The 13,774-nt window shown below is 46.7% G+C and carries 10 protein-coding genes and 1 pseudogene; 7 read left to right on the forward strand and 4 right to left on the reverse strand.

Annotated elements, in window-relative coordinates:
* The first annotated feature begins 4 nt into the window (after positions 1-4).
* From LQ229_RS20740 to LQ229_RS20750, 3 genes are read left to right on the forward strand one after another with little or no spacing between them, the layout of a single operon-like run.
* Positions 5-883, forward strand: coding sequence for a carbohydrate ABC transporter permease (locus LQ229_RS20740; protein WP_230192785.1), 879 nt, complete (start codon positions 5-7; stop codon positions 881-883).
* 17 nt (positions 884-900) lie between these two features.
* Entirely contained in the window at positions 901-2,043 is a 1,143-nt protein-coding gene (locus LQ229_RS20745; protein ID WP_230192786.1) for a hypothetical protein, read from the forward strand.
* 57 nt (positions 2,044-2,100) lie between these two features.
* Positions 2,101-3,045, forward strand: a complete 945-nt coding sequence (locus tag LQ229_RS20750; protein ID WP_230192787.1) for an alpha/beta hydrolase — start codon at positions 2,101-2,103, stop codon at positions 3,043-3,045.
* 603 nt (positions 3,046-3,648) lie between these two features.
* On the opposite strand, the gene rplD is transcribed toward LQ229_RS20750, so the two are convergent.
* The 4 genes from rplD to LQ229_RS20770 all read right to left on the reverse strand — a co-directional run bounded on the left by rplD (position 3,649) and on the right by LQ229_RS20770 (position 7,694).
* On the reverse strand, positions 3,649-4,272 hold the full coding sequence (rplD, locus tag LQ229_RS20755; RefSeq protein WP_230192788.1) for a 50S ribosomal protein L4: 624 nt from the start codon (positions 4,270-4,272) through the stop codon (positions 3,649-3,651).
* Between the two features lie 246 nt (positions 4,273-4,518).
* Positions 4,519-4,782: a CD3324 family protein gene (locus LQ229_RS20760; RefSeq protein ID WP_230192789.1), complete on the reverse strand. Its 264-nt coding sequence runs from the start codon at positions 4,780-4,782 to the stop codon at positions 4,519-4,521.
* A gap of 181 nt (positions 4,783-4,963) precedes the next feature.
* Positions 4,964-6,004: a Cfr family 23S rRNA (adenine(2503)-C(8))-methyltransferase gene (locus tag LQ229_RS20765; protein ID WP_230192790.1), complete on the reverse strand. Its 1,041-nt coding sequence runs from the start codon at positions 6,002-6,004 to the stop codon at positions 4,964-4,966.
* A gap of 736 nt (positions 6,005-6,740) precedes the next feature.
* Positions 6,741-7,694 (reverse strand): AraC family transcriptional regulator, encoded by a 954-nt coding sequence (locus tag LQ229_RS20770; RefSeq protein ID WP_230192791.1) that lies wholly within the window; start codon positions 7,692-7,694, stop codon positions 6,741-6,743.
* 246 nt (positions 7,695-7,940) lie between these two features.
* On the opposite strand from LQ229_RS20770, the gene LQ229_RS20775 reads away from it, so the two are divergent.
* From LQ229_RS20775 to LQ229_RS20790, 4 genes and pseudogenes are all read left to right on the forward strand, one after another.
* Positions 7,941-8,159, forward strand: coding sequence for a cation transporter (locus tag LQ229_RS20775; protein ID WP_216537900.1), 219 nt, complete (start codon positions 7,941-7,943; stop codon positions 8,157-8,159).
* Between the two features lie 135 nt (positions 8,160-8,294).
* Positions 8,295-10,136: pseudogene (locus LQ229_RS20780) on the forward strand (heavy metal translocating P-type ATPase); the annotation flags it as partial.
* Between the two features lie 216 nt (positions 10,137-10,352).
* Positions 10,353-11,936, forward strand: a complete 1,584-nt coding sequence (locus LQ229_RS20785; protein ID WP_216540780.1) for a hypothetical protein — start codon at positions 10,353-10,355, stop codon at positions 11,934-11,936.
* Positions 11,937-12,268: 332 nt separating this feature from the next.
* Positions 12,269-13,747: a pyridoxal-dependent decarboxylase gene (locus LQ229_RS20790; RefSeq protein WP_216540779.1), complete on the forward strand. Its 1,479-nt coding sequence runs from the start codon at positions 12,269-12,271 to the stop codon at positions 13,745-13,747.
* Positions 13,748-13,774 lie beyond the last annotated feature (27 nt).

Here is a 13,774-nt window from a genome sequence, read left to right on the forward strand (position 1 = left end):
GAGAATGGCCAAACAAACACGAGTGTCGCGACTGCTGCTGTCCCTTGCACTCGCTATATGCGCCGCAGCGATGCTGTTCCCGATTGTATTCACGCTACTCAATTCCTTCATGACGGAGGATGAAATTGGCCGGAATTACGCTTTGCTTGGGAAGATGGTCGAAGCTTCCGGCGATGGGCAGGCTGCATTCGTCAATCTGAAGCTGCTGCCGGATATGCTGACGATGGAGCAATACGCGCAAGTCCTGATTCTAAGCCCGAAATTTTTAAGGATGTTCTGGAATTCCATGTTGCTCGTGCTGCCAATTGTGGCTGGACAGGCGCTGATCGGCTCCCTGGCGGCCTTTGCTTTCTCCAAACTTCGGTTTCGGGGGCGAGACCCGTTATTCCTGGTGTACCTGATGACGATGCTAATGCCGTTTCAGGTGACGCTCGTTCCCAATTATATTGTGATGGACCGGCTCGGACTGATGAATAACGAGCTGGCCATCATCTTGCCGGGTGTTTTCGGAGCCTTCGGGGTTTTTATGATGCGGCAGTTTATGGCTCATATCCCCTATGCGCTTCTGGAAGCTGCGAAGATCGATGGAGCCGGTCATTGGACCATTTTTGGACGGATCATGCTTCCGCTTGCCAAGCCCGGCCTAGCGGCGCTGACAGTGCTGCTGTTTGTCGACTACTGGAACATGGTCGAACAACCGCTGATCTTTTTGCAGGATGCGGCGAAGCAGCCACTGTCCCTGTTTTTGGCGCAAATCAATCAATCGGCGCGAGGTGTTGGCTTTGCAGCATCCGCGTTGTATATGGCCCCGATGGTACTGTTATTTCTTTATGCGGAATCCTATTTCGTGGAAGGCATTCAGCAATCGGGCATCAAAGGATAAATTCGGGAGTGAGGGTCATGGAAGAGCGGGTGACTTCATCTAGGAGAAAACAGCTCCGATTGCTGACAAGTCTGTTCGTGGTTCTGCTGGTCGGATGTACGCTTGCCGGAAACACGCTGAGAAACCTGGCTTTGCCGAAGGTGTATCTCGTGGCTGCCGGCTCGGGAACAATGGTTCATCAATACGAGGGTACGGCGACGGTAGTGCCTGTCGGCGCTAAAGAGATTGTGAACCCGGCAGGCTGGAAGGTGACACGCATAGATGTCCAGGCAGGCGACCGTGTTTCGCGCGGCCAGTCTCTGATCGCGTATGACGACCGCGCGGCCAGGGAACAACTGCTGGATCTGCAAACGGAGGCAAAGAAACTAGACTTGTCCATGAGTGTGCTGCAGCGCAGCTATGTGGAAGCCGCGACCAGCGGGGACGCGCAGCAGATGGAGAGCGCCAGAGTTGCGATTGAAACGGCCAAGCTTGATCAAGCTGCGCAGCAGCGCCGTATCCAGCGACTGGAGCAGTCCCTTGCGGAAAATCGGCAGTCCGTTGCCCCGTTCGATGGCGTGGTCGTCAGGCTCAATGCCGTGGTCGGGTTTGCGTCGGCAGGCTCGCCGGAGCTCGTACTGGCGGATACGGCAAAAGGATTTGAGATTGCGTGCCAAGTACCGGGAGATGTTGCAAGCTTGCTGGAAATTGGAGAAACGCTGGATCAACTCATGTTATTGGGCAAGGACGGCAGAACGCTTACCGGCAAGATTGTGGATATCCAGGAGAACGTGCCGGAACTGGCTCCTCCCCCTTCAGAGGAAGCTTCAGAGAAGCTTCTGCCAGCGCTTCCCTCCAGCGTCGTCCGGATTGCCATAGCGGATACGACGCTGCAAGGCGGAGAGCGTGTCCGGATTGCCATTTCCAAACAGAGCGTCAATCGGATCCTTACTGTGCCAAACGAAGCGGTCCGCTATGATGAGCGAGGCGCATACGTCTTCACGCTGCAAACCGACAGCGGGCCGCTGGGTAACGCATATCGCGTGGAGGAAACCCCTGTTAAAATAGCAGACCGCAATTCGTTCGTAACGGGGATTTCCGAAGGCTTGTTCAATCAACAGGAAGTCATCTTGCATAGCTCGAAGGACTTCCTGATGGACGGTATGCGGGTAAGACGGTAAGAAAGAGGAATTTGATTAAAAAACAACTTTAGAAATAACGGGAAAGGAGCTATTTTCATGAAAAGAATGAGATCATTCAGCCGAAGTCTGTCTTTACGGGCCTTGGCCATTCCCGTGCTCGTGGCCGCGCTTGCTTCCGTCATCGGGTGTGCGAGCCCGTCCGGGAGCGAGCCGGGTAAGCAAGGAATGCCAACAGCGCCGCTATCTAGTGCTCAGCCTACGGATGCGCTTCTGCAAGAGACACCGCCTGCGGAGGTGTCCAAATCCCCGGCGTTTCCTCCGGTTGAATATGAATCTGCCTGGCCGGAACAAACGGTTCTCTCTGACCAGGGCTACCCGGTGAACAACTGTGTTCCCGAAGAACTGCGCACGCATGCCGCGACGCTGAAGACGAGCGACGGGAAGTACCTGTCCGCGCTTGTGCTGGGGAGCGGCTCCGACGGTGTATTGCTGGCGCATGAGCAAGGTTATAGCATATGCTCCTTCCTTGATATCGGCAAGGAGTTAGCTGAACAGGGTTATCTGGTCGTGCTTCCTGAATATCGGGCTCATGGAGCCTCGCAGCAGTCCGATAATACGGAATCCATTGAGCTTGACGCCGAAGCTGCGCTCAAGGAGCTTGAGCGCCAGGGCGCGGAGCGTGTGTTTCTGGCAGGCGCTTCCTGCGGAGGAACGACCGCCATCTTCTCAGGCGTCCGCCAACCGTTGCCCATTCAGGGATTGCTGATTCTGTCTTCGCCTGCGCAATGCGGCCCCGAGTTGGATGCTATTCCAAGCGTAAAGGAAATAAAAGCGCCATCCCTGTTTGTTGTGTCTCCGGGAGACATGCTGGGGTCGGTTGAAAAGCAGGTTCGCCAGTTGTACGAAGCATCCGGAGCGGATCAGAAGGAGCTGATTATTGACGAAAGCGGCTTTCACGGAACGGATATGTATAAAAGAGGGGAGAACGGCGACAAGCTTCGAACCCGAATTATGGATTTTATAACCGCGGCGTTTCATTGAAACGGAACCAGTTCATCGCGGATGGGCCTCTGGTTGCCGGGGCGCAAAAGCCGATCATGTTGTGGATATGCATTGGCAACTACGAGGGTATGATCAGTCGATTGTTTTGGCATACCGCATAGTAAGCGTGGCCTGATAGAACCAGACCGAACGTTATGGAAGGGCGGGTACCCGATTTGGTGTGGCGGTACCATTCGAATACGCGATAATGACACTGTAACGGAGGGAGATACCGTTAGATTGTCGAAGATATCAATAAATATACCTCCGCCGTCCCCGTGTTGCTGGTACTCTGTTGGAAGGAATTGCGCAGCCATTCCCCGACGATCATCTGCGGGAGGCGATATCCATCATAGCCGAGGGTTATGGATAAAGGCGTGGAAATAGATGAATTCATGGTGATTTTCATCAGTTTAATATTCTATCCGACGGTCAACGTATAACGGGTACTATCGATTACAATCCCTCATATTCTGATGGCTCTCCTCATATTGACAAAGCCGGTTGCCTTGTAATTCACCGCAGCCGGCTTTGACTTTTTCAATTCTTTGTTGGCATCAACCTCGATTTCGATATGATGTTTACACCATTTGGTGCCTTTCGTTAAGAGTACATTTCCGTAATCATAGTGACAGCTTCTTTAGCGATGATTAATTTATCACAATTCAGAATATTGTATACATTAAGTGAATCAGCTACGGCGGTTTCTACACCAGGGATGTTATTGGCGCTTTTAAAAACAAAGTTATTTATTAAAGGCGTAACAATTAGCACCTTATTCTCTGCCCCAAGAGCATGAAGCATAGCTACTATAGACTTTGTCCTGTAATTTTCTAACTTGATCTCGTCGACGACAATGAATTCTTTGTTCTGTACTTTGCTGGATAATGCAGATTTTATAGCAAGCCGCTTAACCTTTTTATTGAGTTTGTAGCTATAGTCGCGAGGTTTAGGAGCAAACACAACTCCTCCGCCACGCCAATGGGGCATACGAATCGAACCCGCTCTAGATTTATCAATTTTATTCTGCTTATACGGTTTTCTGCCACCGCCTCTAACTTCACCGCGTGTTAATGCAGATTGTGTTCCGCTGCGCTTATTTGCCAGATAATTTATAACTGCATCATGCATAACCGATTCATTGGGAATCATACCGAAAATGGATTCTTCAAGTTCCATTTCACCAACATGAATACCTTCCATATTAAAAATAGTAACATTCAACATTCTTCTTTCCTCCAATTCCTGAACTTTCGCGATATCGGTTCCATATCCACATGATTTTAACCTCCGTTTGTACAGCCGCATTTTAGAAGAACCCACAGTTATAAAGGTAACAGATCGAAATCCCATAAACTATATACAAAATGGTTCTGTAATGTTTGGTATAACATCAGTGGACATTAAAAAAAGATGATCCCGTGTGTGAGTCCAGGGATCATCTTTTGACATGCAGTGTTTTAATCGTCCAAATTATTTGTTATAAATTATTTTTCTGATAGCATAAACAGAAAGGCAGTAAGATTCTGCAAGTTCTTGAATCGAATTACCGGAAGTATATGCTTGTATTATTTCATTATTTCGCTTATCAATCTCTTCACGAAAACCGGATAATTCTCCCCAACTTTTATGTTGATCTTTTATTGCGGGAATGTAGATGTATTCGCCTTGTACAAAATCTTGCAATTTTTCAACCAATTCTTTAGGGAGAATTTCATTAGCGTTGATATATCTCATGTAGACTCACTCCTTGAATCAATATTTATCTCAAGTAGCAAAGCCAGCATGATTGGTGATGATGTTATTCCATGCAAATATCACCAAATACCTGTCTTTGCATGGAATTGAACATGGGTGATTGTCATATTCTTATGAGACAAAATTCATTCTCCTTTATAGATATATTTTCATTTTTACTTTAATCCTGCTTGTTGTGTCCGTACAGTTGACCGCATGCTGCATGAATGTCCGTTCCGAATTGCGTTCGCACAGTGACTTTGATTCCCTTTGACTTTAAAATACGGACAAACCTTTGAACTCGGTCTTTGTCCGATTGATGGAAGCTTTCAGGCGTCACGTCGGTTGAATTGTAGGGGATCAAATTGACATGATATAAATGTTCCCACGGACCTCTGTCCTTTAACAATGCAGCAATGGCTTGAGCATGTTCATTCGAATCGTTTTCTCCTCGAAGCAATATATACGCAATATATACTTTTCTACCTGTATCGCGAATATGCTGATCCAACTTGTTCAACACATCATGAAGCGGAAATCGCTTGTTAATGGGCATTAGCTCGCTCCGCTGTTCGTCGAACGGAGAGTGCAGTGAAAAGGTCAGGTTAACCTGTGGAAATTCCTTTGTCAGACGATCGATACCCGGCAAAATTCCAATGGTGGAAACTGTAATTCTTCGATGGCCCAAGCCAAAAGTTCGTGAATCTGTTAGAATCTTAAGCGTGTCGAAGATATTAGGATTGGCTAGCGCCTCTCCCATGCCCATAAACGAAACACTATCCAAGGCTTCGCCGTTTAAATGAAAGTATAACAATTGATCGGTAATTTCATCAGCAGTTAGATTTCGTTTCAGTCCGATTGTACCTGTAGCGCAAAAGCGGCAACCATATCCGCATCCGCACTGGCTGGAAATGCAGTATGATTTCCAGCCTCGCTCATAGCTTAGTTGAACTGCTTCTACATGTTCACCGCCCTCAATGGCAAAAAGCACTTTATTCACTTGTCTGGATGTCATTTGTTTGACAGGGGTTAAGTTCAAAACGTGTTCGCCAAGCCTCGTCATTAATTCGTTTCTTATCCCCTTGGGCAGTATGGTCATTCGGTCATATTCACCAATTCTTTGCTTGAAGATCGCGTCCGCAATTTGTTGGAACCGATATGCGGGTTGTTTCAATTCTGTCAATATGTGTTGAATCATTTCGTATTTCGAAGTTGATTTCATGTTTTTTCTCCTCTTGAGCCGGAGAAAATGCCTTTAGCACCCTTTGTCGGTGTTTAACATGTACATTAACCAACCATAGTAAAACCACGAAGCTTGCAGCCAGAATCGCTACGTGCATCTATCGATAGATGGATAATGCTCCGGCATCCGTTTAGTTTGATCGTGAACCGTACCAACGGACAATGAACGGTTCACATGAACATTTACAACTTCAAACATCTATTTCAACCTCCTAATCTAAAAAAGCATAAAGTTACATTACAGTTCCACGATTTTGGTGGCGATATTTTTACAAAATTCGCTATCGTGCTCTACAAAAAGTATTGCCGGAGAATGTTACAGCAGTAGTTCTTTTGTTGATAATATCTCTCCATAAACAATAATGAGCCACAAGAAAGTTACCTTTCTTGTAGCTCAAATAAACAAATACTAAAATCTAACCCAATGAAAGGATTAGATATTGTTATTTTATTTGAGTGAAGAGAATAGTAACTTTCTTGCTCAACAAAGAATAAAACAGTTTTTGTTTTATCATTCGTAAAATAAGCAAGAAATATTACATTATTCTCAACATCTCCCTTAGATTAATTGCTTGCGTTGTAACACAACCCATTTCACATTTCAACTTTGTATTTCATTAAGGGGTCCAAAAGGGGGATCGCACATTGTCGTCAGGATGCCTTCAATCGAAATGCGGGGGTGATTCTGCAAAAACCTTCCTCTCGGCAGCATCAAACTATTTACTCTCATATTTACTTCGGTATTCGAGAGGACTCATGTTATAAATCTCCTTAAAAGCGGCCCCGAATTTACTTTGGCTTTTATACCCGACTGCCGAAGCGATATCCCCGATGCTTTGTCGAGTTTGCAGCAGCATAGAAGCAGCCTGCCTGACACGATGCTCTTTCATATATGCCGCGATGGAAACGCCGTATACTCCTTTGAAAGTGGCCTTTAGTACAGTAGGACTGATACAGTATTGCTGTGCTAGTTCCTCAATCGTAAATCTTCGATCTATTTCTTCTGTCATTTTCTTTTTAATTTGTTTGATCGTATCAACTTGCTGTCGGGCGTAAAATTTCTTTTGATTCTCACCGGCTACATCAAAATAATAAAGATAAAATAAAACTTCTAATACTTTGAGCCGGTAATAAGCGGTTCTGGCCTCGATAGGAACCGAATACATGCCACAGAAGATATGCTGAATCTCTTCCTTTGCTTGTATGAAATAGCACTCATCGTTTACAAAAAAACGATTAGCGAGCTCCGAAACATCAATAGGGAAATCGGGCAAATATTCCGCTAACTGTCCTGTCAACTTTTCCAAATCAATCGTAATGTTGATGCCTTTATAGTGGCCCAATGGAAGTTCAATGCAATGACTGTGGTTGCTCATCGTGTTCATGAACAAATCGCCTTCGCCTATATATTGCAGGCACCCGTCTTTCATTCTGCACTCGGCTCGTCCTTCTTGACAGTGATTTAATTCCAGAATATTGCGCTTCGAGTGAAGCGTTGGTATGTAACGGCTTGTCTGAAAGTGAAAGCTGATCACTTCAACACCGGGCAGTACGGAATAAACCGAGGCATTTCCTTGCCCATCCTTAGGATCCAACCGATAAACAACATGGTCATTGTCTCGTGCTATAATCGTGCCTGTACTGAAATGTGAAAAAGCAGATGCATCCATCGATTTGTTTCTCCCCGCTATTTTTGGTTCTATTTCTCCATCTTACTATACACTTTTTTATAGACAAATTTATAGACTTCTGGGTTATTCCAAACCGTCGAACTTTTAGCCCAATCGGTCTTACTTTCCCAATTTTATTGAAATCAAAATACGGAGTGGATATACTTTAATCAATCAAACAATCATTTGATTGATATAAGGTTTGATTGTTATAAAAAATCTCGATATTTGAAAGGAGTAATTTTCATGAAAAAAACTTATAAACTGAAAAATCTGGATTGCGCGAATTGTGCGGCGAAGATCGAAAATGGCATTCGCAAGCTGGCCGATGTTACCGAGGTTAAAGTTAACTTTATGGGTCAGAGAATGATTCTGGAGGCTCCGGATGATAAATTCAACGCTGTTCTTGAAGAATCCAAGAAGGTGATTCGAAAACTTGAACCGGATGTATCCATTGAGGCTTAGGCCGGCAGATACACGTTCCTCGATTCGGTTCATAACGAATGAACAAAGGTAGCCACATTCAAATCGCATTATTTGAGTCTGCAGTGGTTGTGATGAAACAGCCGCTGCTTTTTCAAATAGGAGGAGGATAAAGACATGTCAAAAAAGGAAGTAAAACAGTTGGTGCGTATCCTTATTGCAGCTGTCGGTTTCGTAGCGGCACTACTGTTAAAGTTAGAGGGCTTAGCTGAATTCCTGCTATATCTCGCTACATATCTCATCGTTGGAGGAGACATCATTTGGAAAGCGGTAAGAAACATTTCTCGAGGACAGGTCTTCGACGAAAACTTCCTGATGTCAGTGGCCACGATCGGAGCATTCTTCCTTGGCGAGTATTCGGAAGGTATTGCCGTTATGCTGTTTTATCAGGTGGGCGAGCTGTTTCAATCCTATGCCGTTTCCAAATCCCGCAGATCCATATCCGAACTGATGGATATTCGTCCCGACTATGCCAATGTGCTAAGAAATGGGGAATTGATACAGGTCGACCCGGAAGAAGTACAAATCAATGAAATCGTTGTGGTGAAGCCCGGCGAGCGTATCCCTTTGGATGGAGTGGTGACAGAAGGCTTCTCCGCAATCGATACTTCGGCTCTTACGGGAGAGTCTGTTCCGCGGGAAGTGCAGGCTGGAGAAAATGTGATTAGCGGTTGCATCAATCAAACCGGTAAACTGACCATTCAAGTGAACAAAGAATACGGCCAATCTACGGTAGCGAAAATACTGGAGTTGGTTGAAAATTCTTCCGATAAAAAGAGCAAGAGTGAAAACTTTATCACAAAATTTGCCCGATACTATACCCCGATCGTTGTTTTCGCGGCGGTCATTTTGGCCATCATTCCACCGCTGATCACAGGCCAGTCATTCGGTATGTGGGTTGAACGGGCCCTGACCTTCCTCGTCATTTCCTGTCCTTGCGCTTTGGTTATCTCGGTACCGCTCAGCTTTTTCGGCGGAATCGGCGGGGCATCCAAATCCGGCGTTTTGGTGAAGGGAAGCAACTATCTTGAGGCTTTGGCCAGAACGGAGATGGTCGTGTTTGATAAAACAGGTACGCTGACAAAAGGCAGCTTCGCGGTCAGTGAGATATATTCCGACAAATTAACCGATCAAGAGTTATTGGAATTGGCAGCATATGCGGAGGATTACTCCAACCATCCCATCGCGCAGAGTATCAAGAAGGCGTTTGGAAGAACGATTGATTCCTCCCGTATCAAAGAGATCGAAGAAATCGCCGGCTATGGCGTCAAATCTGTGATCGACGGCAAAGTCGTGTTGGCCGGCAACGCCAAACTCATGAAACGTGAACGCATATCCTACAAAGATAGGAAGCTTGTAGGGACGGTGGTTCATCTGGCCGTAAACAATGAGTACATGGGATATATCCTCATTGAGGATGAAATGAAGGAGGACGCCCCACACGCTATCGCGGCCTTGAGATCGGCAGGAATCAAGCAGACCGTCATGCTGACCGGCGATGCCGATGCGGTGGGCAAAAAGGTTGCCGCTGCGCTCAAGCTAGACAAAGCCTATACTGAGCTATTGCCTGCGGATAAAGTTGAACGCATGGAAGAATTAATGAAGCAGAAAAGCGCCAACGGGAAACTGGCTTTTGTCGGTGACGGCATTAATGACGCGCCCGTTCTTGCCCGCGCAGATATCGGCATTGCTATGGGCGGCTTGGGATCCGATGCGGCGATTGAAGCAGCGGATGTTGTGATCATGACCGATGAACCGTCCAAAATCGCCGCAGTGATGAAGATAAGCAAAAAGACGCTCCGTATCGTCAAACAAAACATTATTTTTGCTCTGGGTGTCAAAGGAATTGTACTGGTTCTGGGAGCGCTTGGCTTCACAACGATGTGGGGAGCTGTATTCGCTGATGTTGGAGTATCCGTCATTGCCATTATCAACGCAATCCGGGCACTCAACGTTAAGAAATTCAATACGCCGATACAACCGGCCCGAAAACAAGGGGAAGGAAGTCGGCAAAGAGCCATGGCATAAGTCGAGGGGGCGTGTATGGTAACACGCCTCCTTTTTATCGATTCACCTGATATCTTGTCAAAGGCACCCACGCGGAAACAAACGTATATAATGTCACACGGACATTAATATATGTTTAGATTTACCACATATAAGGAGGTTATTTTTATGATTTCTTTAAACGATACGCCCGTACCCAGGTCAGAAGATATTGATATTACTACCTTTGCGGAATTAATGAACGCCATAGAGAACGCAAATGAAGGCGACGTTTTAAACCTTAATATAAAAAACGACCTTGTGTTCACCAGCTCTGTGGTGATCAGAAGAAGCCTGACCATCAATATTACAAATGGCAGCGGCGGAAATGAGGTCATACTTTCGACAACGGGCGATAATTTCCGTCATTTTTCGACCAACCCAAGCGGTGGGACCACTCTTGCGGACGTTCCTAATATAAGCATGACTATAAACAAAGGCGTTGTCCTTAACGGAAATAATACCTCGGGTGGTATCGGCTTTTTAAGCTCGGGCGGACAATTGATTCTGGATGGCTGCTCAATTATTAATTGCGTGAGAAGCGGATCTGGCGCCGCGGGCAACGGCGGAGCCCTTTCGGTTGGCGGCGATACAGCCATATGTACGCTAAGCATGCGGGATTTTCTGATTGCGCACTGTATGGCTAATAACGGCGGCGGCATATACATGAACGGCAACGCTGTTTGTATAATGAACAATGGTGAAATCTCCGGCAATACAGCCAGCGCAGACAACTCAAATGGCGGTGGCGTGTATGTGTTCGGCGCTACCAATTCTTTCACTATGAACAATGGCACAATTTCTAACAATACGGCTACAAACGGCGGAGGAGTGTTCAACTTAAGCGGAACCTTTACTATGTCGGGCAATGCCGCAATCATTGATAATACGGCCGCAAACAGCGCCGGCAATGCAGGCAACGGCGGTGGTGTATTCAACAGTGGCGGCCATTTTACCATGAACGACGGAGCGATTAGCGGCAATTCGACCGCTAGAATCGGCGGCGGTTTTCGCAACAACGGAGCGAATGCTGTCTTCGATATGCGCGGAGGTGAAATCTCCGGTAACACATCCGTCGGCGACACCAGCGGTGGTGTGACAAATATTAACGGCGCGACTTTCAACCTATATGATGGTAAAATTTCAGGAAATATAACAGGATCATTTAGTGGCGGCGGTGTTAACAACCAGGCATCTACCTTTGTGATGACAGGCGGTGAGATTTCCGGCAATACAGCCTCCAGCGGCGGCGGCGTATTGAACTGGAGTAACGGCAGCTTTATTATGGAGGGCGGCATAATCTCCGCCAATATAACTACAGCCCCCGAGGGCAGGGGCGGCGGCGTATTCAACTTTGGTCCCGCCACCTTTACCATGCGCGGCGGCACAATCACCGGCCATACAACGGCCAGCTTAGGTGGCGGTATAAACAGTACAGGCTCCGATTCCTTTGTCACTATCGAAAGCGGAACTATTTCTGGCAATACGGCCATCATCGACGGCGGGGGAGTTTGGATCGTTCATGAAGATCTGGCTAATCTTGTTGTAGGGCCCGCTGCGATTTTCTCGAACAACAGCGCTTCCAGAGCCTTTAGCCGCAACCCTATCGACGACGAGCTCTATTTTACACATATCTTTGGTACCCTGTGGACTTTGCCCTTTGCACAAGGCTATAACAATTTTGACGTGTCATATATCAACAGCACCACCTAGCCTTTCCCGTAGATGTTAACCTTCACGGAATCAAAGAGAATCCGTCTTGCCATTACGAATCGACTCATTAGTATCGGGTGACAAGAACATATATGCTTAAAAGTCGCATAGATGCGGCTTTTTTGTTTTAACGATATAAGAACGGTCTTCAATACTTCGAATCGTCTGGCAACGCAAGAGCTACTTCTTACCAGAGTCGGCTGCCGCCGAGAGGAAGAAATTGTTTCGAAATCTTGCGGTTTCATTCGAAGATGATGCAAAACCGAGTTCTGCGAGCTTATACTGTGAATCAGCAATGGAATTTTAGAAGATAAGGGAGGATGTATTTTCATATGATGAAGCAAAATCCAGTTCTTAATCTTGATACGGATGAACGAATGGACATTGGAACCTATCTGTTGGAACAAATCAATGATTACCTGACGCACATACGCGGGGTCCGTGTCTCACCTGAACTCAACGTGGACGCAGTTGTAGAACACGCACGCAGATTATCCTTTGAGCATCCCGTCAGCGCGCGCGAGGCGATTTATCATCTCCTGGAGGGATTAACACAATACCAGGTGCATACGCCACACCCGCGATATTTCGGCCTGTATAATCCGCGGCCCAACTTCATGGGAATTATGGCGGACACGATTACTGCAGCTTTCAATCCGCAGCTTGCAGCATGGAGCCATGCGCCTGTAGCGGTCGAAATAGAGAACTATGTATTGAAAGAGATAGCTTCCAAATTCGGTTATTCGGCAGATGCAGCGGATGGGACATTTACAACGGGGGGAGCGGAAGCAAATCTGACGGCCGTACTGACCGCATTAGTACATCATTTTCCATCCTATGCCAAAGAGGGGCTGAGGTCGCTCCCCAAGCATCCCGTCATGTACGCCTCTGCTGAGAGCCACCATTCCCTGGTAAAGGCAGCGCGTTCCTGCGGACTGGGTACGGATTCCCTTCGTATGATTATGACGGGCTCTGAAATGCAAATAGATGTTGATGCGCTTCATCATCAAATTCAAGTGGATCGCGCTGCTGGATACGCTCCATTTCTCATCATTGCGACGGGTGGAACGACCGGCGCCGGAGCGATTGATCCCATTAACGAAATGGCAAACTTGGCTGAACGCGAGCAATTATGGTTGCATGTCGATGCTGCGTATGGTGGAGCCTCCGTGTTTGCACCGGAACTGTTGGATCTGCTTCGCGGTATTGACCGAGCTGACTCCATTACCTTCGATGCGCACAAGTGGATGTCTGTCCCGATGGGGGCGGGAATTTATATTACACGCCATAAGGACATCTTGCATAGAACATTCAGCATAACGGCAGATTATATGCCTAAAGAAGGGGCTGATCTGGATACCGTTGATCCGTTCACCCATTCGATTCAATGGTCGCGAAGGTTTATCGGTTTGAAAGTGTATTTATCGCTTGTGACGGCTGGTTGGGAAGGCTATCGAAGCATGGTGCGGCACCAGACTGAGATGGGCAATCGGTTGCGCCGGGAGCTTGCTTGCTCTAACTGGAAGGTTATCAATGAAACTGTATTGCCTGTCGTTTGCTTTACAGATACCAATATTCAATCAAAGAGCCAATCGAATTTCGCATCATTTATATGTCAAGAGATATTGCGTTCGGGGCAGGCATGGATTTCAGTATACGAAATAAACAAGACTCCCGTGCTGCGGGCTTGCATTACGAACTACGATACAACAGAGGAAGATATTATGGTATTGATGGAACTGCTGAATAGAGCAAGAGCGAAATATTTGGAGGAGACATCCGAAAGGTCATTTGAAAAAGAGCGCCCATAAACTTTTTTCATCCCTAAAGGCGAAGCT

The sequence above is a fragment of the Paenibacillus sp. CECT 9249 genome (assembly GCF_918697855.1).
GTDB lineage: Bacteria > Bacillota > Bacilli > Paenibacillales > Paenibacillaceae > MSJ-34.

What these genes read in the sequence shown, in the direction of transcription:
- LQ229_RS20765 (WP_230192790.1), bottom strand. Translation starts at nt 6,004, where the DNA reads ATGAAATCAACTTCGAAATACGAAATGATTCAACACATATTGACAGAA.
- LQ229_RS20760 (WP_230192789.1), bottom strand. Translation starts at nt 4,782, where the DNA reads ATGAGATATATCAACGCTAATGAAATTCTCCCTAAAGAATTGGTTGAA.
- rplD (WP_230192788.1), bottom strand. Translation starts at nt 4,272, where the DNA reads ATGTTGAATGTTACTATTTTTAATATGGAAGGTATTCATGTTGGTGAA.
- LQ229_RS20740 (WP_230192785.1), top strand. Translation starts at nt 5, where the DNA reads ATGGCCAAACAAACACGAGTGTCGCGACTGCTGCTGTCCCTTGCACTC.
- LQ229_RS20775 (WP_216537900.1), top strand. Translation starts at nt 7,941, where the DNA reads ATGAAAAAAACTTATAAACTGAAAAATCTGGATTGCGCGAATTGTGCG.
- LQ229_RS20750 (WP_230192787.1), top strand. Translation starts at nt 2,101, where the DNA reads ATGAAAAGAATGAGATCATTCAGCCGAAGTCTGTCTTTACGGGCCTTG.
- LQ229_RS20785 (WP_216540780.1), top strand. Translation starts at nt 10,353, where the DNA reads ATGATTTCTTTAAACGATACGCCCGTACCCAGGTCAGAAGATATTGAT.
- LQ229_RS20770 (WP_230192791.1), bottom strand. Translation starts at nt 7,694, where the DNA reads ATGGATGCATCTGCTTTTTCACATTTCAGTACAGGCACGATTATAGCA.
- LQ229_RS20745 (WP_230192786.1), top strand. Translation starts at nt 901, where the DNA reads ATGGAAGAGCGGGTGACTTCATCTAGGAGAAAACAGCTCCGATTGCTG.
- LQ229_RS20790 (WP_216540779.1), top strand. Translation starts at nt 12,269, where the DNA reads ATGATGAAGCAAAATCCAGTTCTTAATCTTGATACGGATGAACGAATG.